This window comes from Pseudoduganella aquatica (assembly GCF_009857595.1).
GTDB classification, from domain to species: domain Bacteria; phylum Pseudomonadota; class Gammaproteobacteria; order Burkholderiales; family Burkholderiaceae_D; genus Rugamonas; species Rugamonas aquatica_A.
This window is the reverse complement of sequence record NZ_WWCU01000012.1, coordinates 24,061-50,469: the sequence shown is the minus strand read 5'-3', so window position 1 is coordinate 50,469 and position 26,409 is coordinate 24,061. Positions and strand designations below refer to the sequence as shown.

Sequence of the window (26,409 nt, the reverse complement as noted above, 5' to 3'; positions counted from 1 at the left end):
GCCAGTCTCAACGTGCCTTGGGCTCAAAGCTGCGCAGGAAGTCCAGCAGCGCCTGGGCGGCGATTTCGGCGTCGTCGGCGGTCATGGTTTCCAGCGGGTTGTGGCTGATGCCGCCGTTGCCGCAGCGCGTGAACAGCATGGCCACGTCGGTGATGGCGGCCATGGCCATGGCGTCGTGACCGGCACCGGACAGCAGGTCGAAACGCGGCAGGCCGGTGCGCTCGACCGCTGCGCCCAGCTGGTCCATCAGCCATGGCGCGCAGGGGGCTGCGCTGGCTTCCACCACTTTCTCCAGCTTGAATTCAACCTGGCGCCGCTCGCAGATCGCCGCGATGCCGTCGAGGACGTCCTGCACCGCCGCCTTGCGCACCGCGTCGTCCGCCGCGCGGATGTCGAGCGACAGCTTGCACGCGCCCGGGATCACGTTGACCGAACCATTCGGCACCTGCAGCTGCCCAACGGTGCCCACCAGGGCCTCGGCCGTGCCGCAGCGCTGCTCGACCAGCAGCACGATTTCGGCCGCAGCGGCAGCAGCGTCCTTGCGCATGGTCATGGGCGTGGTGCCGGCATGGCTGGCCAGGCCGTGCAGTTCCACCAGGTAGCGCGAACTGCCCGCGATGGCGGTGACCACGCCCAGCGGCAGGCCGCGCTGCAGCAGCACCGGCCCTTGTTCGATATGCACTTCCACGAAGGCCAGCAGTTTTGCCGGGTCGCGCGCGATGGCGGGAATGGCCTGCACGTTGTGGCCCGCAGCCTCCAGCGCCGTGCGCATGCTCACGCCGTCCGCGTCCAGCTGCTCCAGCAGGCCCATGTCGAAGCGGCCGGTGATGGCGTTACTGCCCAGGAAAGTGGAGCGGAAACGCACGCCTTCTTCTTCGGCAAAGCCGACAATCTCAAAGTCGAACGGCAGCTTTTCACCCTTCGCGTGCAGGCTCTTGACGATGGCGAGCGGCAGCAGGATGCCGAGGCGGCCGTCGTACTTGCCGCCGTTGCGCACGGTGTCGTAATGCGATCCCGTCATCAGCGTCTTGGCGCCGGCTGCGCCGCTCAGGTAGCGGCCCACCACGTTGCCCACGTTGTCGATCTCCACTTCCATGCCCGCTTCGCGCATCCACGCCGCCAGCTGGGCGGCGGATTTGCGGTGCGCGTCCGTCATGTAGGCGCAGGTCAGGCCGTGCTCGTCGTCGCTCCACTGCGCCAGGTCTTCCGACCATTGCATGATGGCGGGGCCGAAGTCCATCTTCACGCCCAGCAGGTCGTTGATGCGCATTTCGGCGATGCGGTGGATCTGGCGCAGGCACTCCTGCTGTTCGTCCGCCACCTGGTTGCGCGAGCGGCGCGTGAAGGTGGCGATGATCTGCTGGCGCGTCAGGCCGTTGCCGGTGGGGCCTTTCACGGCCAGGATGAAGGGGAAGCCGAACTTGGCGTTGTAGTCCGCATTCAGCTTGTGCAGCGTGGCGAATTCCTCGGCGCTGCACAGGTTCAGGCCGGAACGCGCCTGTTCATTGGTCGATTCTGCCGTCAGCTCGCCGGCGATGGCGGCCTTGCCTGCCAATTCCGGGTGGGCGCGGATCAAGCCCAGTTGTTCGTCGTTGCTTGCCCTGGCCACTTCCGCCTGCAAGGCCTGCTTGAGCGCCGCCACGCTGGCGTAGGGACGGCCCGCCGCTGCGCGCTGGGGTATCCAGGGCGAGTGCTCGTAGATGCCGTGCAGGCGCTCGGCGAAAGTGGAAACGTCGCAGCTATTGAGTTCGGAGAGTGTAGTCATCGTGATATCCATCCTTGGAGCTTCGATCATATAACTGCCGGGACAGGCGGGCTATATGCCGGAGCCTATGACCCTTATCACTTCAGCAGCCCTTTCGCCGCCTCGCTGACCTGGTCGCGCAGCCATTTGTGCTCGGGCGCGCCGTGCACGCGCTCGTGCCACAGCTGGTAGAAGCGCATCGGCGGGAACTTGATCGGCACCGTGTAGGTTTTCAGCGGCAGCGTCTTTTCATGGAAGCGGATGAACTGGCGGCCGGTGGTCAGCACCAGGTCGGTCTGCGTCAGCATGTAGGGAATGAGGCCGAAGTAGGCCGATTCCACCACCACGTTGCGGCGCATGTTCTGGCGCTCGAGGAAGGAGTCGATCACGCCGTGGTAGCCGGGCAGCAGCTGCGACGGCGCCACGTGCGGCAGCGACAGGTAGTCCTCGGCCGTCATGGCGTCGCTGGCGGTGCGCTTGGCGTAGGGCGCGGCCGCGTGCATGGCGCAGATGATGGGGTCTTCGAACAGCTTGGACATGTGCAGGTGCTCGGGCGGCTCGTCCCAGTTGGCGATCACCAGGTCCAGGTCGCCGTCCGACAGCAGGCGCACATAGTCCACGCCCGGCCCCAGGCCGTGGATGACGATGCGGCTGAGCGGCGAGCCGCGCCGCAGCAGCGACACCACATTGGGCAGGAACTGCGTGTCCAGATAGTCCGGCGCGGCGATGTGGAAGGTGCGCGCTTCCTCCTGCGGCACGAAGGGCGTCTTCTTGATGAACAGGTTTTCCGTTTCATCGAGGATGCGCTTGGCGGGCTTGAGCAGGCTCTCGCCGTGCTGGGTGGGCACCATGCCGCGCGCGCCGCGCACCAGCAGCGGGTCGCCGGTCAGTTCGCGCAGCTTGCGCAGGGAGGCGGAGATCGATGGCTGCGGCTGATTCAGCTTGAGCGCAACGCGCGACACATTCTTCTCCACCAGCAGCAGGTAGAGGATGCGGATCAGGTGCAGATCGAGATTTTTGGGCAGGCTGGACATAGGCTGGCTTTATATCAGATCGGATATGAGAAATATACGATATATTTCATGATGCAGGGACGAAAACCGTTTATCTTCTGTAAATTGCCGCTACTTTATTCTTGAGGAATCCATGGAAGTTTTTGCCTATCTGATCCCTTACGGCCTCGAGTGGCTGAACCTGATCGTGCGCTGGCTGCACATCATTACCGGTATCGCCTGGATAGGCGCCTCGTTTTATTTCGTCTGGCTGGACAACTCCATCCGTCCGCCGGCGCCCGGCTCCGAGCTGGCGAAGAAGGGCGTGTCGGGCGAGTTGTGGGCCGTGCACGGCGGCGGATTCTACAACCCGCAGAAGTACCTGGTGGCGCCGGCCGAGCTGCCCAAGGAGCTGCACTGGTTCAAATGGGAAGCTTACACCACCTGGCTGTCGGGCTTCGCGCTGCTGACCATCGCCTACTATTTCAACGCCCAGGCCATGATGGTGGACAAATCCGTGGCGGACCTGAGCAGCCTGCAGGCCGTGGGCCTGGGCATCGCTTCGCTGGTGGTGGGCTGGACCGTGTACGACCTGCTGTGCCGCTCCCCGCTGGGCAAGCATGACTTCTGGTTCGGCGTGGTGGTGTTTGCGCTGCTGGTGGCGGCGGCCTGGGTGCTGACGCATTTCCTCAGCGGCCGCGCGGCCTACATCCACGTGGGCGCGATGATAGGCACCATCATGGTGGCCAATGTGCTGATGCTGATTATCCCCGGCCAGCGCAAGATGGTGGCGGCCATCGCGGCGGGCGGCCTGCCGGACCCGGTGCATGGCCAGCGCGCCAAGCAGCGCAGCGTGCATAACAACTACTTCACCTTGCCGGTGCTGTTCATCATGATCAGCAACCACTACGCCATGACCTACCGCCACGACCACGCCTGGCTGGTGCTGGCGGCCATCATGGCGGCGGGCGTGTTTATCCGCCACTTCTTCAACCTGCGCCACAAGGGCCGCGTCGAGTGGCGCTATCCGGCCATCGGCGTGGCGATCCTGATCGCCGTGGCGGTGGCGATTGCACCGCCGCCGCCGGCGGCCCGCGCGGCTTCGGCCGCCGCCGCGCCGCTTGCGGTTTCGCAGTTCGGCAAAGTGCAGGCCATCCTGGCGCAGCGCTGCGTATCCTGCCACGCGGTGGCGCCCACGCAGCCCGGCTTTGCCGCCGCGCCGGCCGGCATCATGCTGGAGAACGAGGCGGAAGTGCGCCAGAATGCCGAGAAGATCTACAAGCAGGCGGTGCAGCTGAAAGCCATGCCGCTGGCTAACCTGACCAATATGACCGACGACGAACGCGCCCAAGTGGCTGCCTGGTTCGAGTCCGGCGCGAAGTAAGCCCCACGTCCAAGAGGAAGAACATGAGCAAGCAAGAACAACTGATCCAGTGGATCGACGCCCACTTCGACGAAGAAGTCGCCTTCCTGCAGCAGGTGCTGCGCGTGCCCACCGACACACCGCCCGGCAACAACGCGCCGCACGCGGACATGGTCGCCGAAGCGGTGCAGGCCTACGGCTGGCAGGCCGAGAAGCACGCCGTGCCCGCGCAGCAGGTGCATGACTACGGCATGGAGAGCATCACCAACCTGATCGTGCGCCGTCCCTATGCGGACGGCGGCCCCACCGTGGCGCTGAACGCGCACGGCGACGTGGTGCCGCCCGGCGAAGGCTGGACCTATCCGCCCTACGGCGGCGTGGTCGACAACGGCTACATCTATGGCCGCGCCGCCGCCGTCTCCAAGTGCGACTTCGCCACCTACATCTTCGCCGCGCGCGCGCTGGAAGCGCTGGGCGTGCCGCTCAAGGGACAGCTGGAACTGCACTTCACCTACGACGAGGAATTCGGCGGCCTGCTGGGACCGGGCTGGCTGTTGGAGCAAAAGCTCACCAAGCCTGATTTTGTCATCGCGGCGGGCTTCAGCTACAGCATCGTCACCGCCCACAACGCCTGCTTGCAGTTCGAGATCACCGTGCACGGCAAGTCCGGCCACGGCGCCATGCCGGAGACCGGCCACGACGCGCTGCAAGCGGCCACCAAGATCCTGAATGCGCTCTACACCCAGGTGGCGGAGTTGAAGAAGGTGAAGTCCAAAGTGCCCGGCATCGACAGCCCGACCATGCTGGTGGGCCGCATCGACGGCGGCACCAACACCAACGTGGTGCCCGGCAAAGTGGTGATGAAGATGGACCGCCGCATGATTCCGGAAGAAGATCCGGTGGCGGTGGAAGCGCAGGTGCGCGCGCTGATCGAGGACGCGGTGCGCGGCGAGCCCGGCATCCGCATCGAGATCAAGCGCCTGCTGCTGTCGCACGCGCTGCGCCCGCAGCCGGGTACAGAGCAGATCGTGGCCAACATCCAGAAGAACGCCAGGGCCATCCTGGGTGAAGACATTCCCGCCGTCGGCACGCCGCTGTACGCCGACGCGCGCCTGTACGGCGAGCAGGGCATCCCGGCGGTGCTGTACGGCGCCGGCCCGCGCACCGTGCCCGAATCCAACGCCAAGAAAGCCGACGAGCGCCTGGCGCTGGACGATCTGCGCAAAGCGACTAAAATCGTCGCACTGACGCTGGCCGACTTCCTGGCCTAAGTTGCTGTCGTTGTTATTGTTGCCACAAAGTAACACATCCGTTATAATTACTTTTTTGCAACAGTGAAACGGTGAAGACAGGCATGGCAGACGACTACAGCAGCGACGCATCTACCACCGGCCGCCTGGCCCTGTATGGCAGCGTTGCCGGGCGGATTGATACGGCCGGCGACCGCGATTGGTTCCAGATGGACCTGGACAGCAGCGTGGGCTACAACTTTGCGCTGGTGCCGGGTCCCGGCAGTCCGGCAGGGCAGCGCCTGGACCTGACAGTGTTCCCGAGCACGGGCTACACCGGGATGGCGATCTATAGCACTGAGCTTGATTTCTACAAGAGCGCGCCGCTGGGCGAGCCGGTGGCACCGTACCAGACCGGGCGCTACTACGTGCAAGTGAAAGGCAGCCAGGTGGGCGACTACACGCTCAGCGTAACACCTGTGGCGGATGACATCGCCAACAGCAGGGCTTCGGCGCTTGCATTCAATGCGGCGGGACAGGCCAGCGGAAGGCTGGACTATCTGTATGACCGGGACTACTTCAAGTTCGCTGCGCAGCAGGGCGTGACCTACAAGATCAAGTTGAATGTTACGGCGGAGCAGCAGCTCCTGGCGGCCGGCGCGCGGCCCGCGCTGGCCGTGGTCGACAAGGATGGCCAAACAAGCGGCAACTGGAACCCGGACAACGGCACCCTGACATTTCTCGGCTCCAGCAGCGATGGCTACAACTACATTCGTATCGAGACCGGCAGTTTCGCCACTTTGCCGCAAGGCGAGAAACTGAACTACAGCCTGTCGATGACCATGACCGATACCATTGCACCCCGGGTCAGCAATGGCGCAGGCGCAGTTGATGGCCCTCTCATATTGACTTTCGATGAGCCGGTCCGGGCTGGCACCGGCGTGATCAGCCTGCTCGACAGTTCGGGCACCGTGCTTGAGACGTTCGACATGCAGCAAGCCGGCCGGGTCACTGTGTCGGGTTCGGCCGTGACGATGCAGCCCAGCCACGTGCTCTTCCCTGCGAGTTACACCTTAAAGATGAGCGCCGGCAGCGTCGTTGACCTGGCCGGCAATGCCGCCAGCACCGCTACCATTTCAGGCATGGACGTCAGCACGCTGGCCAGCAAAGGCGCAGTGCAAGGCGGCAGGCTTGCGAATACCACGTACAGCGGCACCCAGGGCGAGCGCGATACCATCGTGTATAAAGGGAGCGTTGGCGACTACAGCATTTACAGTGCCTTCGGCCCGGGGAAGTTCCTGATATCCAAAGCCGGCGTCGGCGCCGATACACTGTCCAATATCGACCGGATTTTCTTCACCGGCAGCAGCGATGTGGTCGCGCTCAGCATGGACGGCGACGTCGGCCGCGCTTTCCGCCTGTACCGGGCAGCGTTGGACCGTGCGCCGGACAAGGCGGGCCTGGGCTACTGGATCTCGGTGCTGGAACACGGCACCAAGCTGGGCGACGTGGCGCAGGGCTTTATCGGCAGTGCGGAGTTCCAGCAGCATTACGGCGCCAACCCCGGCAATGCGGCGTTCGTCGACGGCCTGTACCGCAACGTGCTGCACCGCGAAGGCGACGCCGGCGGTGTCAGTTATTGGAACACCGTCCTGGAACACGGTGCATCGCGGGCGGACGTGCTGACGTCCTTCAGCGAAAGCGCCGAAAATATGAGTGCCGCCGTTGCGCTGGTGGGCAACGGCTTTGTCTACACAAGCTATGGAGCATAGGGGGATGGCCATGTTTGAAAAGAAGATGATGGCTGGCTGGGGCGATATGGATTTCAACAGCCATATGCGCAACACGGCCTTTCTGGACAAGGCGGGCGACGTGCGCATGCTGTTCCTGTCGGAGAACGGCTTCAGCATGGGCGAATTCAAGCGCCAGAACATCGGCCCGGTGGTGATGAAGGACGATATCGCCTACTTCAAGGAAGTGATGCTGCTGGAGCCGATCACAGTGACGCTGGGCCTGGCGGGCATGTCCCAGGACGGCAGCCGCTGGCTGCTGCGCAGCGACATCTATCGCGGCGACGGCAAGCTGGCCGCGCGCATCACCAGCGCCGGCGGCTGGCTGGACCTGGTGGCGCGCAAGCTGATCGTGCCGCCGCCGGCCCTGCTGGCGACCTGGCAGATCCTGGAAAAAACCGAAGATTTCGCGGATCTGCCCAGCAGCGTGGCGCGCTGAGAGCTTAGCGAAACACCGGACGGAAGAACGAGCGCTCGTAGCTGAGGAAGCACTTGGTCTGCTTGTAGTAGTCGACTGCCGCGATACATTCCTCGTCGCTGGCGGCCGCGATGCGGTACTGTTCGTAGGCGGCCAGTGACGCGAACGAGAACGAGGCCAGCGCGACGTCGCTGGCGCCTTCGCTGGGCATCAGGTAGCCGTGGTGGATGCCGCCCAGTTTCTCGACCAGCGGTATCCACAAGCGGGCGTAGTGTTCAAATTCCAGCAGCTTGTCCGCATCGATGATGTAGCGCAGGTGGCAGGTGATCATTGGGTGTCCTTGAAAATCCGGGAACCAGCAATGTATATCAATTCGCCGCGCCGCGCATCGCAGCGCCTTACGCCGTGGCCCGCGCGGAATGTGCCTGGGTTTTGTCTTTCGTCAATATGCTCAGGCAGGGCGCGACCGTAGACTGGGGGCATGCCCAATATCGCTCCGCCCGCGCGTTTCGATTTGCCCTGGAAGAGGGCGCTGACGCATGCCTTCCGGGCTTTCATGGCCTTCTTCTTCGCCGAACTCTGCATTCAGATCGACTGGTCAAAACGGCCGCGCTTGCGCGACAAGGAACTTGCGAGTATCGGTTTTGGCGACGCTCCGGACGGCATGGTGGCCGACAAGCTGGTGGAGGTATGCCTGCGTGACGGCAGCGTGCAATGGGTGCTGATCCACGTTGAGGTTCAAGCGCAGCGCGATGCATCGCTGGCGCGGCGCGTACTCGACTATAACTACCGCATCTTCAAGGAATATGCGCGGCCGGTGGCCAGCCTGGTGTTGCTGGCGGACGATGATCCGGGCTGGCAACCGCACGCCTTCCATAATCAGATACTGGGTACTGTAATGGGCATATCTTTTGCCACCGCCAAGCTGCTGGATTATGCCGACAGGACCGATGCATTGCTGGCCTCCCACAACCCTTTTGCCTGGATTACGCTGGCGCACTTGCGCACGCAGCAAGCCCGTCACGATGCGGACCAGCTCTACGTTGCAAAGTGGCAGTTGACCAAGCTACTGTACCGGCATGGCTGGAGCAAACGGCGCATAATTGTGTTGTTCAATGTGATCAACTGGATGATGGCCTTGCCCGCGACGCATCAGGACCGTTACTGGCAGGCTGTTCTCCAGATGGAAAAGGAGCGCAAAATGGAATGGATCACGCCGTTGGAGCAGTCATTCATGGACAAAGGCTGGCAGAAAGGCCTCGAGAAAGGCCTGGAGAAAGGCATTCTGCAAGGCCGCAAGGAAGGTGCAGCCGCGTTGTTGGAGCGACTGCTTACACAGCGGTTCGGGCCGCTGCCGCAAACTGCGCGGAAGAAGCTGGCCAAGGCCAGCGCTGAGCAGTTGACGGCCTGGAGCGATGCGCTGATGGAGGCGCAGTCGCTCAAGCAAGTGTTTGAATAAATTAAAAGGCCGGGAGCATCGTCCCGGCCTTGGTTCTTATTTCTTCAGCGTGCGTTCAAACAGCTGGTAGATGCGGCGGTACTGGTCGTACCAGCTTTCCGGCTGCAGGTAGGCGTGGCGCTCGAGCGGGTAGCTGGCCAATTCCCAGTTGTCCTTCTTCAGCTCGATGAAACGCTGCGCCATGCGCACCGAATCCTGGTAGAACACATTGTCGTCCACCATGCCGTGCGCGATCAGCAGATTGCCTTGCAGCTTCTCGGCGTATTCGATCGGCGACGATTTCTTGTACGCTTCGGGGTCCAGCTCCGGCGTGTTCAGGATGTTGGCGGTGTACTCGTGGTTGTAGGTGGTCCAGTCGGTGACCGGGCGCAGCGCCGCGCCGGACTTGAATTTGCCCGGCTCGCGCAGCAGCGCCATAAAGGTCATGAAGCCGCCGTAGCTGCCGCCGTAGACGCCGACATTGGCGGGGTCGCCCTGGTGCTGCGCCACCATCCAGTTCAGGCCGTCCACATAGTCGTCCAGTTCCGGATGGCCCATCTGGCGGTAGATCGCCGTGCGCCAGTCGCGGCCGTAGCCTTTCGAGGCGCGGTAGTCCATGTCCAGCACGATGTAGCCTTTTTCAACCAGCAGGTTGTGGAACATCTGCTCGCGGAAGTAGACCGGGAAGCGCTTGGTGGTGTTTTGCAGATAGCCCGCGCCGTGCACGAACATCACGATGGGGTACTTCTTGCCCGCTTCCAGCGTGGCCGGGCGGTACAGCTTGGACCAGATCGGACCCGCGCCGTGCGTGGACGGCACCGCCACCAGCTGCGGCTGCACCCAGTTGCGCGCCTTGTAGTCCGGCGTGCGGGTGTCGGTCAGCTTGACGGCGGCGCCGGCGCCGCTGGCCGCAACGGCCACGGTGGCGATCTGCGCCGGCACATAGGCCGACGAGTAGTGCACCAGCAGCTTGCGCTCGTCCGGCGACACGGCGTACTGCTCCACGCCGCCTTCCAGCGCGGTCACTTCGCGCACCGACGCGTCCTTGGCGTTGACGGCGCACACTTCGTATTCGCCCGGCGTCTTGCGGTTGCACAGCACGAAGGCGGTGCTGGCGTTGGCGGACCAGGTCACGCGCGTCGCTTCCCAGTTGCCTTGCGTGAGTGCGCGCTGCTTGCCATCCGCGCCCAGGGTGTACAGGTGGGAGTAGCCGCTTTCCTCGGACAGGAACCACAGCGTGGCGTTGTCCGGCAGCCAGCCGAATTCGTTGTAGCTGCCGTTCACCCAGGCCGTGTCGCTGACGCGGTGCAGCGGCTTCAGCGCGGCGGCAGGCAGGTCGATGGCGGCGATCCAGCGGTCTTTATTGTCGACCGCGCGCAGCATCACGGCCACCTTGGCGCCGTTGTCGGTCCAGGAGATGCCGCCGTCGCTTTCGTCGTCCAGGCGCACCGGGCGGTTGCCCTTCAGCGCTGGCAGCTTCTGCGCTCCGCGCATGGCCGCCAGCGGGTCGGTGGCGATGCCGGGCAGGGCGTCGAGTTTGATGTCCTGCACGGCGCGGGTTTGCAGGTCCACCAGTTTCAGGGTCTGCGTTTTGGGCGTGTCGCGGCCCACGCGGGTGCGCTCGTCGTCCGCTTCCTCGTAGCCGGACTCGGTCACGTAGCGCGGCATTTTGCCGATGCGGCCCTTGTCGCCCTTGAGCGAGGTGGCGAGCACCAGGTAGCGGCCGTCCGGCGACAGCGAGCTGGCGTCGATCACCACTTTGTCGCCCAGGTAGATCGGCTGCGGGCCGCGCGTGGCGTCGGCCGCGCGCTCGGCGTCGCCGCGTTCGCGCAGCGCGTCCTTGTCGTCCTTCTGGCGCTTCAGCGTGGCGATCAGGCGCAGCTGCATGTCGCGCATGGACGCTTCCAGCGGCGTGCCGTCGGGCGCGGCGGCCGGATCCTTCGCGGTGCGCGGCAGCGCCACCGGCGACAGCAGGCGCTCGGCGCGGTTCCAGCTGAACCAGTCGTGGCCGACGCGGAACTGCACGCTGCGGCCGTCGGCCGAGTAGCGCGCTGCCTGCGGCGCCGGCGTGGCGCCCTTGCTGATCTGCGTCAGCGCGCCGGATTTCAGGTCGCGCTCGAACAGGTCGCCGTTGCGCAGCAGCAGGGCGCGGCTATGGTCGCGGCTGTAGTGCACGCTGGCGCTGTCGAGCTTGGCGAGTTCGCTGTCGGCCACCTTGCGCGGCGCCAGGCCGGCGCGGGCGGCAGCCTCGAAGGTGTCGCGCAGCGGCGAGCCGGCGCGCTTCTGTTTGTAGTAGACCTGCTTGCCGTCCCAGCTCCACCAGGCGGTTTCCACCGGCGTGCCCAGCCAGTCCGGATGGGACATGGCCTGGTCCAGCGTGATAGGGGTAGGAGTCTGGGTCTGGGCTGCGGCAGGGATCGCCAGCGCAGCGCACAGGGCCGCGCCCAGCGCGGAGAGAGCAAAAGTTCGCATCGTTTCTTATGGGAAAGGGCAAGGTTGAGCGGGCATTCTAGCGTATGTGCCGGGCCTGATTTGTATAAGCATGTATCAGTAGCGGCCACAGGCGGCTAGCGCCATGCTAGCCGGGCGATCCCTTAGCTAAAGGGCAATCCTTGAATTGTTACATCGTGGCAGCGATTGTGTAAGCTGGACCGGTTAGCTTCGTTTCCACGGAGATACACCATGACCAAACAGACGGCGCGGCGCGCAGCGGCGGCTCTGGCTTTGCTGGCGGGACTGGGGGCGGCTGCCTGGTGGTGGCACAGCGCTGGCGCCGCCGGTCCGCTGGAGCCGCTGATACTGGCCACCAACACCAGTTATGTGGCCATGTGTCCCGTGCTGGCGGCGCAGCAGCAGGGCTATTTCGCGCGCCAGGGCATCGCCGCGCAGATCCAGCCGCACACCAGCGGCAAGGCGGCGCTGCAGGCAGCCTTGCAGGGCCGCGCCCACCTGGCCACGGTGGCCGACATTCCCATTATGTTCGCGGTGCTGGAGCAGGTGCCGGTGACGGTGGTGGCGACCTATTTCCGCGCCGAGCGCGACCACGGCATCGTCGGCCGCAAGGACCACGGCGTGACCCTGCCTGCCAGCCTGAAGGGCAAGCGCGTCGGCGTCACGCCGGGCACCTCCAGCCATTTCGTGCTGAACGCCTTCCTCAACCGCCAGCACCTGGCGGCGGCCGATGTGGCCATGGTCCACCTCAAGCCGGAGGAGTTCGCCGGTGCGCTGCTGCGCGGGGATGTCGATGCGGTGTCCGGCTGGGAGCCCTATCTGGATGCGCTGCTCAAGCAGCTGGGCCGCAACGGCGTCATGTTCGACACCGACGACCTGTACGAGATCCCCTACAACATCGTCGGCGCGCACGGCTATGTGCGCGATCACCAGGACACCATCAGGAAGCTGCTGCGCGCCCTTATCGACGGCAACCGCTACTGTGCCGAGCAGCCGCAGGCGGCGCAGGCCATGACCGGCGCGGTGCTGCAAAGCGGCAGCGACAAATGGCGCGAGCTGTGGCCCACCTACCGCTTCGCCGTCGGCCTGGACCAGGCGCTGCTGGTGGGGCTGGAGGACCAGAGCCGCTGGGCGATGGCGAACCGGCTGGCGCCCGCCGGCAAGGTGCCCAACTTCCTCGGCGCGCTGGACTACCAGCCGCTGAAGGCGGTGGCGCCTGCGGCCGTGACGGTCATCCACTGAAGGGGATACTGTGAGGGAGACACCGTGAAACTGGCGACGCGTTTTCAGCTGATGGGCTGGTTCTCGGCGGCCATCGTGGCCTTGATCGTCGCCGTGCTGCTGGGCGCCTCGCAGCGCGTGCAGCAGGAACTCGACAAGAACGAAACCGCCGACGAGATGCTCAACGCGGTGACGGCGCTGCGCTACCTCACGCTGGAATTCGTGCTACGCCACGAGGAGCGTTCGGAGGCGCAGTGGCAGCTGCGCAGCGGCTCGCTGGCCAGGCTGATGGCGCAGGCCGGCGCCTTCGACACCCGCGAAGAGGCCGCGCTGCTGGCCGGCCTGGAGCACACCCATTCCAGCCTGGAGCGCCTGTTCGGCACCCTGGCCGCGCAGCCCGACAAGCCGCCGCTGGGCACACCGCAGCGCGCGGTGGCGGACGAATTCGAGTCGCGCCTGGCCGGGCAGATCGGCAACAAGATGCAGACCATGATCTCGGACGTGCTGCGCCTGTCCGAGCTGAGCCGGCAGGAGCTGCTGGACGCGCAGCGCCGCGCCAGCGTGACGGTGGCGGTGTTCGGCGCGCTGGCGCTGCTGGCGGTGGCCGGCACCACCTGGCTGGGCTACCGCAGCGTGGCGCGCCCGCTGGACCGGCTGCGCGAGGGCACGGCGCGGGTGGGCGCCGGCGCGCTGGACTTCCGGCTGGACGTGAGCACGCGCGACGAGATCGGCGATCTGGCGCGCGCCTTCGACGGCATGACCGAACGGCTGCAGCAAACCACCGTGTCGCGCGACGAACTGGCCGGCCTGAACGGCGCCCTGCAGGCCGAAATGGGCGTGCGCCAGCAGGCCGAGGCGCGCACCACGGCGCAGCTGCAGCGCCTCAACTTGCTGCACCAGATCACCCGCTCCATCGGCGAGCGGCAGGACTTGCGCAGCATTTTCCAGGTGGTGGTGCGTTCGCTGGAGGACCAGCTGCCGATCGATTTCGGCTGCATCTGCCTGGTGGACCACGGCAGCGGGCGGCTGCTGGTGAGCTGCGTCGGCCTGCAAGGGGCGGCGCTGGCCATGGCCATGCCGGTGGCGGAGCGCGGCTATATCGACATCGATGAAAACGGCCTGTCGCGCTGCGTGCGCGGCGCGCTGGTGTACGAGAGCGACATCGCCGCCGTTGACTTTCCATTCCCGCAGCGCCTGGCCGGCGGCGGCCTGCGCGCGCTGGTGCTGGCGCCGCTGCTGGTGGAAAGCCACGTGTTCGGCGTGCTGGTGGCGGCGCGCCGTGCGCCGCACAGCTTTTCCAGCGGCGAATGCGAATTCCTGCGCCAGCTCAGCGAGCACGTGGCCCTGGCCTCCAAGCAGAGCGAGTTGTACGCCGCGCTGCAAGCGGCTTATGACGAAATGCGCCAGACGCAGCAAGCCTCGCTGCAGCAGGAGCGCCTGCGCGCGCTGGGCCAGATGGCCAGCGGCATCGCGCACGACATCAACAACGCCATTTCGCCGGTGGTGCTGTACACCGAGTCGCTGCTGGAAACCGAGGCCGGGCTGAGCGAGCGCGCGCGTTCCAGCCTGCAGGTGATCAAGCGCGCCATCGACGACGTGGCGGCCACGGTGGCGCGCATGCGCGAGTTCTACCGCCTGCGCGAGCCGCAGGCCAGCCTGGCGCCGCTGGACGCCGGCGCGCTGCTGCAGCAGGTGGCGGATCTGACGCGCGCGCGCTGGAACGATATGCCGCAGCAGCGCGGCATCACCATCCGGTTGGCGCTGGAGGCCGCGCCGGGACTGCCATCCATCATGGGCGTGGAGGGCGAGATCCGCGAGGCGCTGACCAACCTGGTGTTCAACGCGGTGGACGCCATGCCGGATGGCGGGCAGCTGACCCTGCGCACGCGGGTGGACGGCGCGCGCCGCGTCTGCATCGAAGTGGGCGACGGCGGCGTAGGCATGGACGAGGACACGCGGCGGCGCTGCCTGGAACCCTTCTTCACCACCAAGGGCGAGCGCGGCACCGGCCTGGGGCTGGCCATGGTGTACGGCATGGTGGAGCGGCATGGTGCGCAGATCGACATTGTCACCGCGCCGGGGCAGGGCACGCTGATGCGGCTGGCCTTCCCCTTGCCTGCCGCGGCGGCCACGGCTGCGCCGCCACGGCAGGCCGCGGCGCTGCGGCACAGCGTGCGCATCCTGGCGGTGGACGACGACCCGCTGGTGCTCAAGTCGCTGCGCGACATCCTCGAGCGCGACGGCCATGCGGTGACGGCGGCCGACGGCGGCCAGAACGGCATCGATTCCTTCCGCGCGGCGCAAGCGCGCGGCGAGCCATATGCGCTGGTGATCACGGACCTGGGCATGCCTTACGTGGACGGACGCAAGGTGGCGGAGGCGATCAAGGACATGTCGCCCGCCACGCCGGTGATACTGCTGACCGGCTGGGGCCAGCGCATTGTGGCCGAGGGAGATTTGCCGGTGCACGTGGACCGCGTGCTGGGCAAGCCGCCCAAGCTGAGCGAGCTGCGCGAAGCGCTGGCGGCCTGCTGCGGCGAGGAGGCCTGAGATGGAGCAACTGCTGGTGGAGGAGGCCATCCGTATCCTGATCGCGGACGACGAGCTGGCGCAAATGCGCGCCCTGTGCGACACGCTGAGCCAGTACGGCTATGAAACCGTGGGCTGCAGCTCGGGCGAAGCGGCGCTGCGGCTGATGCAGGCGGCGGAGAGCGGCGGCCAGCGCTTCCAGCTGCTGCTGGCGGACCTGATGATGCCCGGCCTGGACGGCATTGCGGTGGTGCAGGCGGCGCGCGCCATCGACGCCGACCTGGCCTGCGTCATCATGACCGGCGAGGGCAGCATAGGCTCGGCGGTGCAAGCCATGCAGGTGGGCGCGCTGGATTATGTGCTCAAGCCCTTCCGCGTGTCGGCCATTTTGCCGGTGCTGGCGCGCGCGCTGGAAACGCGCAAGCTGCGCATCATGAACGCCAGCCTGGAGCTGCGCCTGCGTGAGCACGCGGTGCAACTGGTGCGCATCAACGAGGAGCTGCAGGCGGCGCGCCTGCAGGCGGATCGCGCCAACGAGGCCAAGTCGGCTTTTCTGTCGAATATGAGCCACGAGCTGCGCACGCCGCTCAACGCCATCCTGGGCTTCTCGCAAATCCTCTCGTCCGAGCAGTTGCCCTCGACAGCAGCGCAGAAGAAGCAGTTTGCCGGGAATATCCTGCAAGCCTCGCGCCACCTGCTGCGGCTTATCAACGATATCCTGGACCTGGCAAAAGTGGAGTCGGGCGCGCTCACGCTGGAGCCCGAACAGGTGCCGCTGGCGCACGTGCTGCAGGAGTGCCGCACCCTGGTGGACCCGCTGGCGCGCCTGCGCGGCGTGGAGATGCGCATGGCGGTGCCGGAGCAGGCCAGCGTCACCGCCGACCGCGTGCGCCTCAAGCAGGTGCTGATCAATCTGCTCTCCAACGCCATCAAATACAACCGCGACCACGGCAGCGTCACCGTGCACTGCACCGAGATAGACACAGAGCGGCTGCGCGTCTCGGTGCAGGACACCGGCGCCGGGCTTAGCGAAGCGCAGCTGGCGGCCATGTTCCAGCCTTTCAACCGGCTGGGGCAGGAAGGCGGCACGCAGGAAGGCACGGGGCTGGGGCTGGTGATGACGCGCCACCTGGTTGAAAAGATGGGCGGAGAACTGGGCGTGGTCAGCACGCCCGGCCTGGGCAGCACCTTCTGGCTGGCGCTGCCCGGCTGCCTGGACTAGAAATACTCGGGATGGTTTTTGGCCAGCGTGGCTTCGTACTGGTCCACGGCGCGGAAGTTAGGGAAGGCTGGCGCCAGCTGGCGGCCTATGTCCCAGCAACGCCAGCCGTGCGCCATGTCGAAGCTGCGCAGCAGCGTGTCGCCCAGGTCCTTGTACACGCTGGCCATGTAGGGATTGGCTTGCAGCGCTTCGATGAACAGCGCGGTGGCCGTCTTCAGGTCGCCCAGTGCCACATGGTGGTTGGCCTCGAACACCTTGAGCAGGTAGGGACGGCTGGTCTTCGCGCGCAGTTCGCGCAGCGTGGCGATGGCGGCCGGCAAGTCGGCCTTGTTGCGGGCCTGGATGGCGGCCGCCAGGCGGGCCTGGTCGGGATCGTTGCGGATGATGGCGATCTGCTCCGGCGTGGCGGGGCCGGGATATTTTCCGCTCACGAAGGTCTGCTCGCTGGTGATCAGCATCGCCTCCACGCCGCGCTTGTCGGTGAAGGCCTGCTGGCGTTCGGCGGCCAGCTTGTTCAGCCTGGCCTGCATGCCGAAGGCGCCTGCGGTGGCCTGGTCGAGCAACTGGTCCAGCGCGGGCTGGACGGCGGCGCGCTTGCTGTAGGCGTTCAGGTCATAGCCAGCGGCCAGCGCGGGGGCGGCTGCCACGGCGCTGATGGCCAGCTTTTGTTCGGCGCCGCCGGTGTAGCTCCTGTAATGGAAATCCAGCGTGGCCGGTATGCTGGCGCGCTGCTGCAGTTCGCGCAGCACCAGCGGGTGGCCGCCGAACTGGTAGCGCGCGGCGCCGCCGGCTTCGTTGCGCTCCAGCGCAGGTTGCGTTTCAGGCGCCGCAGGCGCAGATGCGGAAGCGGGAGCCTCGGTTAGCGTGATCGACAGCGTGTGCTGCTCGTCCACCGGCGTCACCGGCGTCATGTTCTCCTTCACGGAAGCGAGCGCCTTGGAAATGACGGCGCGGTTGCGCAGCTCCATTTCGCGGAAGCCCACCGTGTCGTACAGCGAATAGTCGGTATAGGTCTTGGCGGCGCGGTCGATCTCGATGCGGCGGCGCTTGGCGAAGTCGTAGATCTGGATTTGTTGCGCGGTCTGCACGCTCAGGTAACTGTCGCCCAGCACCACCTGCATGTCGCTGCTGCTGGGCGGCGGTACGTTCTGGCTGTTGGGGCTGGGCGTGGTGATGGTGTCCGCATGCACCTGGAAGGTGGCGGCGGCGTTGGCGGCGCCGTGCAGCAGCAGGAGCGGGGCGAGGCAGAGCGCGTAGCGTGTCATGGTCGGCAATCCAGGACTAATATTGCCAACATTGTAATGCACGGCGGCGCAAGGCGGCCGGCAAAGGTGGGCTGGGTTTATATACAGTATAATCCTGGCATCGCATACAAACACCGCACCCGTGGCTCCGACTTTCCAGCAAGGCTTCCAGCAAGGCTTCATCCTGACCCGCCATTGGCGCGACACCCGCGACGGCACCGAGATCGAATTCTGGCTGGCCACGGACGAGGGACCGCGCAAGGTGAGGCTGGAGGCCCAGACATCCGTCGCCTTCGCCGAGGCGGGCCAGCGCGCGGCCATCGAGGCGCAGCTCGGCCTGTCCGGCCAGCAGCGCGCCGAGGTGCGCGAACTGCCGCTGAAGACCTTCAGCCAGCAGCCGGTGGTGGGCATCTACACCAGCCACTACAAGCAGCTGACGGCGCTGGAGCGCACCCTGCGCGAGCACGGCATCAAGCTCTACGAAGCCGACATCCGCCCGCCCGAACGTTACCTGATGGAGCGCTTCATTACCGCCACCGTGCAGATCGCGGGCGGCGAGCAGCGCGGGCACACCATCACCGGCTGCAAGCTCAAGCCCGCGCCGGAGTACCGGCCCGCGCTCAGAATGGTGTCGCTCGACATAGAAACCAGCGCCTACGAAGACCTGTATTCCATCGCGCTGGAAGGCTGCGGCCAGCGCCAGGTCTACATGCTGGGCGCCGCACCCGAGACATCGCCGCAGCTTGATTTCGCACTGGAGTATTGCGCCACGCCGCGCCAGCTGATAGAAAAGCTGAACGCCTGGTTTCAGCAGCACGACCCGGACGTGATCGTGGGCTGGAGCCTGGTGCAGTTCGACCTGCGCGTGCTGCAAAAGAACGCCGACAAGCACAAGGTGCCGCTGCTGCTGGGCCGCGAGGGCAGGCAGATCGACTGGCGCAAGCACCACGCCAAGCAGGAGTACGTGTTCGCGTCCCTGGCCGGGCGCATCGCGCTGGACGGCATCGAAGCGCTGCGCGCAGCCTCGTGGACTTTCCCGTCCTTCAGCCTGGAGAACGTGGCGCAAACCATGCTGGGCGAGGGCAAGGACATCGGCGACGCCTACGACAAGATGGCCGAGATCGAGCGCCGCTTCCGCGAAGACAAGCCCGCGCTGGCGCTGTACAACCTGAAGGACTGCGAGCTGGTGACGCGCATCTTCGACAAGGCGCGGCTGATGGCCTTCATCCTTGAGCGTTCGCACGTGACCGGGCTGCAGGCCGACCACTTCGGCGGCTCCATCGCCGCCTTCGGCCACCACTACCTCCCGCGCATGCACCGCGAAGGCTACGTGGCGCCCAGTGTCGGCGACATCGAAGTGGGACCGTCGCCCGGCGGTTTCGTGATGGACTCCAAGCCCGGCCTGTACGACTCGGTGGTGGTGCTGGACTACAAAAGCCTGTACCCCTCCATCATCCGCACCTTCATGGTCGATCCGGTGGGGCTGATCGAAGGCGCGGCGGCCGATGCGCAGCAAGGCATACCCGGTTTCCGCGGCGCCGTGTTCTCGCGCGAGAAACACTGCCTGCCCGCCATCGTCAACGCCCTGTCGGCCGGGCGCGACGAGGCCAAGCGGCAGAAGAACGAAGCGCTGTCGCAGGCGCTCAAGCTGCTGATGAACTCCTTCTGCGGCGTGCTGGGCTCGCCCGACTGCCGCTTCTTCAATCCCAAGCTGGTGTCCTCGGTCACGCTGCGCGGGCACGAGATGATGAAGCTCACGCGCGAGCTGGTGGAGGCGGCCGGCTACGACGTGATCTACGGCGACACGGATTCCATTTTCATCTGGCTGAAAAAAGAATACGCGGACGACGCGGCCATCGCCATCGGGCAGGGTCTGGTGGACCATATCAACGCGTGGTGGAAGGAAAAGCTCAAGCGCGAGCTGGGCCTGGACAGCCAGCTGGAGATTGAGTTCGACACCCACTACCGCAAGTTCTTCATGCCCACCATACGCGGCACCGATACCGGCAGCAAGAAGCGCTACGCGGGCCTGAGCGTGAACGGCAAGGGCGAGGAGGAGGTGATTTATCGCGGCCTGGAGGTGGCGCGCAGCGACTGGACGCCACTGGCGCACGAATTCCAGAAAGGGCTGTTCAACCGCATCTTCCGCAACCAGCCCTACCAGGACTATGTGCGAGACTACGCGCGCAAGACCGTCTCGGGCGAGTTCGACGAGCTGCTGGTGTACCGCAAGCGCCTGCGGCACCGGCTGGACGAATACCAGGTGAACGTGCCGCCGCAGGTGCGCGCGGCGCGCCTGGCGGACGACTACAACAAGTCCTTGCAGCGGCCGCAGCGCTACCAGAACGGCGGCTGGATCAGCTATCTGATGACCACCAGCGGCGCCGAGCCGCTGGAAGTGGTGAAGTCCGGCATCGACTATGAGCACTACCTGACCAAGCAACTGCAGCCCATCGCCGACGCCATCCTGCTGCCCTTGAACGACAGCTTTGCCGGCCTGACTACGTCACAGGGCAATCTGTTCTGAGTGCGGCGGCGGCCCGCCGGCGCAAGGCTTTAATTGCCGCGATAGGTGGAATAACCGTAAGGGCTGAGCAGCAGCGGAATGTGATAGTGCTGCGCCGGCGCGTCCACCTTGAACTCCACCGGTATGCGCGGGAAGAACGTCTGCTTGCCTTGCTTCGCGTAGTGCTCGCCGGTCTCGAAGACGATGCGGTATTCGCCCGCCGCGATGGTCTTCTCGTCCGGATACAGGACGGCGATGCGGCCCTGCGCGTTGGTGACGCCATTGGCCAGCGCGCGCCATTGCTCGCCGCTGCGCTGCTCCAGCGTGACGCGGATGCCTTCGGTGGGCTGGCCGTTTTGCAGGTCCAGCACGTGCACGCTGAGTGGATTGGCGGCGGCCGCGGCCGCCGCCAGGGCGAGGGCAAGGCTGAAGGCAAGGTGTTTGATCTGTGGCATGGTGTGCTCCTAAGGGTGGGTGGAAGGGGAAGGCTTGGCGGCGCCGGCCTGGTCGAGCGCTGGCACGGCGGCAATGGCGGCCATCGCGCAGGCGTGGTCGTTGACGGCGCCGCCGCCGCCCGCCACGCCCACCGCGCCTACGGCCTGGCCCTGCACCGTCAGCGGTACGCCACCGCCGAGCAGCAGCAGTTCCGGCAGCGTGTTCAGGTTGCGCGCATCGGGATCGGCTGCGGCCTGGCGCGCCAGGTCCAGCGTGGCCGTCTGCGTGGACAGGGCGGTGTAAGCCTTGCGGCGGCCTGCTTCGATATTGTGCGGACCGGCCGCTTCGGCGCGCTGCAGGGCCAGCAGCTGCCCGCCCCGGTCCAGCACGGCCACCACGATGCCGCGTCCCTTGCCCCGGCAGGCGTCGATGGCGCCGGCGGCAAGCCTGTTGGCGCTGTCCAGCGTGAGTACAGGCTGCCGGAGCAACTGCGCGGCGGCCGGCAGCGCGGCCGTGGCGCCAAGCAGCGCGCCGGTTAGCATAAGGGCGGGTTTCAGCATGCTGTCCTCGTTCAGGTGATTGAAGCCGGATTGTGGCATTGCGACACCGACGGCAAGATGATCGCCAGATGATAATTTCGTCATGTTGGCGTGCTGCGCGCGGGGGTAGAATGGCCGTTTGACTGCGTCCGCCGCCATGCCCATCCTGATCATCGAAGACGAGCCGAAAACCGGCGACTACCTGCTGCGCGGCCTGAGCGAGTCCGGCTTCGCGGTGCGGCTTGCCCGCACCGGGCGCGATGGCCTGGCGCTGGCGCGCGAAGGCGAAACCGAGTTGATCGTGCTCGACATCATGTTGCCCGGCATGGACGGATGGCAGGTGCTGGAGGCCTTGCGCGCCGACCCTGCGACCGAGCAAATCCCGGTGCTGTTCCTCACCGCGCGCGACGAAGTGCAGGACCGCGTGCGCGGGCTGGAACTGGGCGCCGACGACTACCTGGTCAAGCCCTTCGCCTTTGTGGAGCTGGTGGCGCGCATCCGCACGCTGCTGCGGCGCGGGCCTGTGCGCGAAGAGGAAGTGCTGCGCATTGGCGACATGGAGATCGACGTGCTGCGCCGGCGCGTGCGCCGCAGCGGCGCCGCCGTCACGCTCACGTCGCAGGAATTCGCCTTGCTGCACTTGCTGGCGCGGCGCCAGGGACAGGTTTTGTCACGTTCGCTGATCGCTTCGCAGGTATGGGACATGAACTTCGACAGCGACACCAATGTGATTGACGCCGCCGTGCGCCGCCTGCGGCGCAAGATCGACGACCCCTTCCAGCAAAAGCTGATCCACACCCGGCGCGGCATGGGCTATGTGTGCGAGCTGGAGGCGTCCGCGCCATGAAAGCCTGGCGCAACTCGCTGGCGGTGCGCGTGACGGCCATGTTCATGCTGATTGTGGCGCTGGCCGCCGCCGCCCTTGGCACCTATTTGTACCGCGCGTTCGTGGACGAGATCGAGCGGCGCGACGACATCCAGCTGATGGGCAAGCTGCGCCAGGTGCAAATACTGCTGGGGCGCCCCGGCGCCGCTGAACTGATACGCAATCAGCCGGAATTCTTCCGCGACACCATGAGCGGCCAGGAGAACTCGCTGGTGCGCTTCGTGGCCCCGGACGGCGCCATACTGGCCGATATCAATGCCAGCGGCGAGCGCTATCCGGCGCCGCCTTCGGCCGGCGCAACGGCGGACCGTGCAGCCATTGCGGATTGGACCAGCAGCCGGGGCGATCCGGGCCGGGTGGTGTCCGCCACGGCCCGCATGGGCGCCGGCGAGGTGACCGTCACCGTGGCCCGCGTGTATGCCGAGCGTGCCGCGCTGTTTACCCGCTATCGGCGCCAGATTGCCGCCGCCTCCGCCGTCAGCGCGCTGGCCGCCGCCTTGTGCGCGGCCTTGCTGCTGCATCGCGGCCTGCGCCCGTTGCGGGTGGTTGCGGCCCATGCGGCGCAGGTCCGCCCGGGCACGCTGGCGCAGCGGCTCGACCCCGGCAAGGCGCCGTCCGAACTGGAACCGCTGATTGCCGCGCTCAATGCCATGCTGGAGCGCCTGCAGCAAGGCTATGCGCGGCTGTCGGGATTTTCCGCCGACCTTGCGCACGAATTCCGCACGCCGGTGACCAACTTGCTCGGGCAGAGCCAGGTCATGCTGGGCCAGGTGCGCAGCGCGGCGGAGTACGAGCAGCTGATCGTATCGAACATCGAAGAGCTGGAGCGGCTGGCGCGCATGATCGAGAGCATGCTGTTCCTGGCGCGCGCAGGGCAGGAAGAGCTGCTGCCGGCCCGCCAGCCGCAGTCCGCACTGGAAGCGATGCGCAAGATGGCGGGGCTGTTCGAGGGCGCCGCCGAGGAGCGCGGGCTGCGCATAGTGTGCGAGGGGGACTGCGCGGTGCTGGCCGATGCCGGCCTGCTGCGGCGCGCGCTGGCCAACCTGCTATCGAACGCGGTGCGCCATGCCGACGAGGGCAGCGTCATTGTGCTGCGGGCCGAGCGGGGCGCCGGTACGGCCTTGATCAGCGTAGCCAATGCGGGCGCGCCGATTGCGCCGGAACACCTGCCGCATCTGTTCGAGCGCTTTTACCGCGCCGACCCGGCGCGCGGCAATGCGGACGGTTCGACCGGGCTGGGGCTGGCCATCGTGCGCGCCATCATGGAACTGCACGGCGGCACGGCAGCGGTCGAGGCCGCGGCGGGACAGACCCGCTTTACGCTCACGTTCGCGGCTGCCGCGCCGTGATGTGCAGTGCAACAAAATAGTCGCGCCCGAGGGTCATTTTTGCGTGCTCAGCCACAGTGGATGCAGTAATATGGAATCATGACTTTCCACCAATGCTGAGCGAGGCTGACATGACTCCCGAGCACGACCGACGCGAAAAATCCCAGGCCACGTCTGAAACCTCCGGCTGGCATTCCCTGGAGTACGTAGTGCGGCAGGCGCTGGAGGTCCAGCGCGACATCGGCACGGCTGCGGCGGAGGACTTCCTGAACAGCATAGGCGTGAACCAGGGCGTGATCGCGCGCGTGCTGGGTCCTGAAGGCAAGATCCGCGTTGCCGACCAGCAAGGCCTGGCGCCCACGCTGGCAGTGTCCGACCTGCCCGTCTCCAGTCCCCGCGCCTACTTCCGCCACGGCCTGATTTAGTGAAGGCAGCCGTATTCAGTGCGCGCCGCTACGACAAAGCCATGCTGGCGCGCGCCAACGTGGAGGCGGGCCATGAGCTGCTTTTTCTGGATGAGCGCCTGACGGCGGCGAGCGCGCCGCTGGCCGCCGGCTGCGCGGCGGTGTGCGTCTTCGTCAACGACACGGTGGACGCCGAGGTGCTGGCGCTGCTGGCCGCGCAGGGCACGCTGCTGGTGGCCACCCGTTCCACCGGCTACAACCAGATCGACATTGCCGCCGCCGAGCGGCATGGCATTGCCGTGGTGCGCGTGGCCGAGTACTCCCCGTATTCGGTGGCCGAGTTTGCAGTCGGCCTGCTGCTGGCGGTCAACCGCAAAATCGCCCGCGCCAGCGTCCGCACGCGCGAAGGCAATTTCGACCTCGATGGCCTGATGGGCTTCGACCTGCACGGCAAAACGGTGGGCGTGATCGGCACCGGCAAGATCGGCACCATCTTCGCGCGCATCATGCTGGGCTTCGGCTGCGCCGTGGTCGGCTACGACCGCTATCCGTCGGCCGCCTTCGAGGAGATGGGAGGGCGCTATGTCCCGGTTGAGGAATTGCTGGCCTGCAGCGACGTGGTGTCGCTGCACTGTCCGCTGACCGAGGACACCCGCCACATCGTCAACGCTGCCGCGCTGGCGCGCGCCAAGCGCGGCAGCATCCTGATCAATACCAGCCGGGGCGGCCTGGTCGATACCGTGGCCGCCACCGAGGCGCTCAAGACCGGCCAGCTGGGCGGCCTGGCGATCGACGTCTACGAGCAGGAAGCCAGCCTGTTTTTCCAGGACCTGTCCTCGGCCATTATTCGCGACGACGTGATCCAGCGGCTGGTGTCTTTTCCCAATGTGATCGTCACCGGCCACCAGGCGTTCTTCACGGAGGAAGCCATCGGCCAGATCATGCAGACCACCATCGCCAGCTTCACCGCGTTTGAGCGCGGCGAGGCGCTGGCGAACCGCGTTACCTCAGGCTGACCATTTCCACTTCGAACACCAGGGCCGCGTTGCCCGGAATCGACGCGCCCGCGCCGCTGGTGCCGTAGCCCATGCTGCTTGGAATGAGCAGGGTGCGCTTGCCGCCCACCCGCATGCCCTGCATGCCCTGGTCCCAGCCCTGGATGACAGCGCCCTGGCCCAGCGTGAAGCTGAAGGGGCCGCGTCCGCTCGAGGAATCGAATTGCGCGCCCTTGAAGCCGGGTGCGGCCGGATCGTACAGCCAGCCGGTGTAGTTGACGGTCAGCGTCTGGCCGTTCTGGGCGGCGGCGCCGCTGCCGGGCAGGGTGTCGGTCACCGTCAGCGCCGCTGGCTGGGCGCTGGCGGGGGATTGCGTGTAGAGCAGGTGGACGCCGCTGGAATAGGTCTCGTCCACGGCCAGCTGCGCCAGCGAGCCGTCGCTGCCGATGCGGTAGCGGGCAACGCGGGTCAGGGCCGTGGCGCCGCTCGCGTCGCTGTGCACCGCCGTCAGTTTCAGGATGGCGCTGGTGCGCGAGTTGCCGTCCGCTTCCAGCGCGTAGCTCAGCACGCGCTTGCCGGGGCTGCCTTGCTTGGCACTGCTGGCGTAGCGCGCCTGGGTGGCGTAGATGCCCTGGTCGCCGATCCTGGCCGCTGCCGGCAGGCTGCGCTGCTCGCCCGTGCTGACGTCGTATTCGCTGCCGGGCTCGGCGTGGCCGAGCAGGGCGTCGCTGCCGTCGAAATAGTCGATGCTGTTCCAGCCCAGGCTGGCGGGGTAGCAGGTCGTCAGGCCCACGCTGACACTGGTTTGCGCCAGCAGCGCGCTGCCGCCCTCGAAGCTGCCGGCGCCCGGCAGCGCGTTGCTGAAGGCCGCGTAGCCGCTGCAGTCGCCCGAAATGGTCAGGTAGTCCGTACCGCCGGCGAAGACGCGCTGGTGGTAGGCCGCGCGCAGCGGGAAGCTGGCCGGCATGCCGTCGTAGGCTACGCCGGCTTCGAGGTAGGCGATGCCGTTTTGCACAACGGCGGCGGTGGCGTTGATGTTTTCCGGGCTGTCGCTGAAACTGGCCAGCACGGCGGCCACGGAGGCGGCTTTGCTGTCGAGGATATTGACCCAGTAGGCTTGGCCGACGGCGTCGCCTTCGCGGTTCAGGACGTTTTTATAGAACTGGGTGACGATGGCGCTATTCGTGGTGGCGCCGGCGTACAGGTTGATGAACTCGGCCGAGCCGACAAAGCCCTGGGCCACGTTGACCAGGCCATAGCCACGGTCGAGCACGCCCATCCAGTAGCCTAGCCCTGATACGTCCGGCGTGCGCGCGAAGGCGGCCCGGTAGAGGCGGTAGGCCTGGCCGGGAACGCCGTCCAGATCGAAGGTGAGCGAAATGTCGCTGAAGCGCAGGCGCGCGGTGGCGGCCACCGTGCGCGGCGCTTCGCTGCCGCGGTTGTCGGTGACCAGGTAGCCGTCGGCGGTTTTGCTGATGCTGTAATTGGCGCGCGCGCCGTTGAGCACGATGAGGGCGGCGCCGGGCTGGGCGGCCGCGGACTGGCGCAGCCGCTGCTGCGCCGCCGGTGCCGTCTCGCTGCCGGCCCCGCCGCCGCAGCCTGCCAGGACGAAAACGAGTGTGGTCAGCAGGCTGGCGTTACGCAGGAAGGGACGCATGTTCGATATTTTCAGTTT

At 66.3% G+C, this 26,409-nt stretch carries 21 protein-coding genes; 13 read left to right on the top strand and 8 right to left on the bottom strand.

Annotation, left to right across the window (positions count from 1 at the left end; all coding sequences use genetic code 11):
- Positions 1-7: 7 nt before the first annotated feature.
- Together GTP77_RS12710 and GTP77_RS12705 are read right to left on the bottom strand one after the other, a co-directional pair.
- A complete protein-coding gene (locus GTP77_RS12710) occupies positions 8-1,765 on the bottom strand; it encodes an allantoate amidohydrolase (RefSeq protein WP_161072527.1) in 1,758 nt (585 codons plus the stop codon).
- A 77-nt stretch (positions 1,766-1,842) separates the two neighbouring features.
- Positions 1,843-2,778, bottom strand: coding sequence for a LysR substrate-binding domain-containing protein (locus tag GTP77_RS12705; protein ID WP_161072526.1), 936 nt, complete (start codon positions 2,776-2,778; stop codon positions 1,843-1,845).
- Between the two features lie 112 nt (positions 2,779-2,890).
- Between GTP77_RS12705 and GTP77_RS12700 the strand changes: the two genes are divergently transcribed.
- The 4 genes from GTP77_RS12700 (at position 2,891) to GTP77_RS12685 (ending at position 7,557) form a co-directional block, all read left to right on the top strand.
- Positions 2,891-4,120 (top strand): urate hydroxylase PuuD, encoded by a 1,230-nt coding sequence (locus GTP77_RS12700; RefSeq protein ID WP_161072525.1) that lies wholly within the window; start codon positions 2,891-2,893, stop codon positions 4,118-4,120.
- A 23-nt stretch (positions 4,121-4,143) separates the two neighbouring features.
- Positions 4,144-5,370: a M20/M25/M40 family metallo-hydrolase gene (locus tag GTP77_RS12695; RefSeq protein WP_161072524.1), complete on the top strand. Its 1,227-nt coding sequence runs from the start codon at positions 4,144-4,146 to the stop codon at positions 5,368-5,370.
- Positions 5,371-5,453: 83 nt separating this feature from the next.
- Entirely contained in the window at positions 5,454-7,100 is a 1,647-nt protein-coding gene (locus GTP77_RS12690; protein ID WP_161072523.1) for a DUF4214 domain-containing protein, read from the top strand.
- 10 nt (positions 7,101-7,110) lie between these two features.
- Positions 7,111-7,557, top strand: coding sequence for a thioesterase family protein (locus tag GTP77_RS12685; RefSeq protein ID WP_161072522.1), 447 nt, complete (start codon positions 7,111-7,113; stop codon positions 7,555-7,557).
- A 4-nt stretch (positions 7,558-7,561) separates the two neighbouring features.
- Here GTP77_RS12685 and GTP77_RS12680 read toward each other — a convergent pair whose 3' ends face one another.
- Positions 7,562-7,867, bottom strand: coding sequence for an NIPSNAP family protein (locus GTP77_RS12680; protein WP_161072521.1), 306 nt, complete (start codon positions 7,865-7,867; stop codon positions 7,562-7,564).
- Between the two features lie 150 nt (positions 7,868-8,017).
- Between GTP77_RS12680 and GTP77_RS12675 the strand changes: the two genes are divergently transcribed.
- The gene (locus GTP77_RS12675; protein ID WP_161072520.1) at positions 8,018-8,995 is read left to right on the top strand and encodes a DUF4351 domain-containing protein; all 978 of its coding nucleotides are present in this window, start codon (positions 8,018-8,020) and stop codon (positions 8,993-8,995) included.
- A gap of 36 nt (positions 8,996-9,031) precedes the next feature.
- Here GTP77_RS12675 and GTP77_RS12670 read toward each other — a convergent pair whose 3' ends face one another.
- A complete protein-coding gene (locus tag GTP77_RS12670; protein ID WP_161072519.1) occupies positions 9,032-11,446 on the bottom strand; it encodes a S9 family peptidase in 2,415 nt (804 codons plus the stop codon).
- A gap of 210 nt (positions 11,447-11,656) precedes the next feature.
- On the opposite strand from GTP77_RS12670, the gene GTP77_RS12665 reads away from it, so the two are divergent.
- From GTP77_RS12665 to GTP77_RS12655, 3 genes are read left to right on the top strand one after another with little or no spacing between them, the layout of a single operon-like run.
- Positions 11,657-12,667, top strand: a complete 1,011-nt coding sequence (locus GTP77_RS12665; protein WP_161072518.1) for an ABC transporter substrate-binding protein — start codon at positions 11,657-11,659, stop codon at positions 12,665-12,667.
- Between the two features lie 24 nt (positions 12,668-12,691).
- Positions 12,692-15,196 carry an ATP-binding protein gene (locus tag GTP77_RS12660; RefSeq protein ID WP_371869353.1) on the top strand — a complete coding sequence of 835 codons (2,505 nt, stop codon included), beginning with the start codon at positions 12,692-12,694 and terminating at the stop codon, positions 15,194-15,196.
- A gap of 1 nt (position 15,197) precedes the next feature.
- Positions 15,198-16,397: a hybrid sensor histidine kinase/response regulator gene (locus tag GTP77_RS12655; protein ID WP_161072517.1), complete on the top strand. Its 1,200-nt coding sequence runs from the start codon at positions 15,198-15,200 to the stop codon at positions 16,395-16,397.
- On the opposite strand, the gene GTP77_RS12650 is transcribed toward GTP77_RS12655, so the two are convergent.
- Positions 16,394-17,662: a tetratricopeptide repeat protein gene (locus GTP77_RS12650; RefSeq protein WP_161072516.1), complete on the bottom strand. Its 1,269-nt coding sequence runs from the start codon at positions 17,660-17,662 to the stop codon at positions 16,394-16,396. The genes GTP77_RS12655 and GTP77_RS12650 overlap by 4 nt on opposite strands.
- Before the next feature lie 121 nt (positions 17,663-17,783).
- Between GTP77_RS12650 and GTP77_RS12645 the strand changes: the two genes are divergently transcribed.
- On the top strand, positions 17,784-20,168 hold the full coding sequence (locus tag GTP77_RS12645; protein WP_161072515.1) for a DNA polymerase II: 2,385 nt from the start codon (positions 17,784-17,786) through the stop codon (positions 20,166-20,168).
- 29 nt (positions 20,169-20,197) lie between these two features.
- On the opposite strand, the gene uraH is transcribed toward GTP77_RS12645, so the two are convergent.
- Both uraH and GTP77_RS12635 read right to left on the bottom strand, forming a co-directional pair.
- Entirely contained in the window at positions 20,198-20,602 is a 405-nt protein-coding gene (gene uraH / locus GTP77_RS12640; RefSeq protein ID WP_161072514.1) for a hydroxyisourate hydrolase, read from the bottom strand.
- A 9-nt stretch (positions 20,603-20,611) separates the two neighbouring features.
- Positions 20,612-21,181, bottom strand: coding sequence for a GlcG/HbpS family heme-binding protein (locus tag GTP77_RS12635; protein WP_229202173.1), 570 nt, complete (start codon positions 21,179-21,181; stop codon positions 20,612-20,614).
- Between the two features lie 97 nt (positions 21,182-21,278).
- Here GTP77_RS12635 and GTP77_RS12630 point away from each other — a divergent pair, with 97 nt between their 5' ends.
- The 4 genes from GTP77_RS12630 (at position 21,279) to GTP77_RS12615 (ending at position 24,755) form a co-directional block, all read left to right on the top strand.
- Positions 21,279-21,968, top strand: a complete 690-nt coding sequence (locus GTP77_RS12630; RefSeq protein WP_161072617.1) for a heavy metal response regulator transcription factor — start codon at positions 21,279-21,281, stop codon at positions 21,966-21,968.
- Positions 21,965-23,356: a heavy metal sensor histidine kinase gene (locus tag GTP77_RS12625; RefSeq protein ID WP_161072513.1), complete on the top strand. Its 1,392-nt coding sequence runs from the start codon at positions 21,965-21,967 to the stop codon at positions 23,354-23,356. The genes GTP77_RS12630 and GTP77_RS12625 overlap by 4 nt, the downstream gene beginning before the upstream one ends.
- Before the next feature lie 110 nt (positions 23,357-23,466).
- Positions 23,467-23,760 (top strand): hypothetical protein, encoded by a 294-nt coding sequence (locus tag GTP77_RS12620; protein WP_161072512.1) that lies wholly within the window; start codon positions 23,467-23,469, stop codon positions 23,758-23,760.
- Positions 23,760-24,755, top strand: coding sequence for a 2-hydroxyacid dehydrogenase (locus GTP77_RS12615; RefSeq protein ID WP_161072511.1), 996 nt, complete (start codon positions 23,760-23,762; stop codon positions 24,753-24,755). The genes GTP77_RS12620 and GTP77_RS12615 overlap by 1 nt, the downstream gene beginning before the upstream one ends.
- On the opposite strand, the gene GTP77_RS12610 is transcribed toward GTP77_RS12615, so the two are convergent.
- Positions 24,742-26,391, bottom strand: coding sequence for an FKBP-type peptidyl-prolyl cis-trans isomerase (locus GTP77_RS12610; RefSeq protein ID WP_161072510.1), 1,650 nt, complete (start codon positions 26,389-26,391; stop codon positions 24,742-24,744). The genes GTP77_RS12615 and GTP77_RS12610 overlap by 14 nt on opposite strands.
- Between the last annotated feature and the right edge of the window lie 18 nt (positions 26,392-26,409).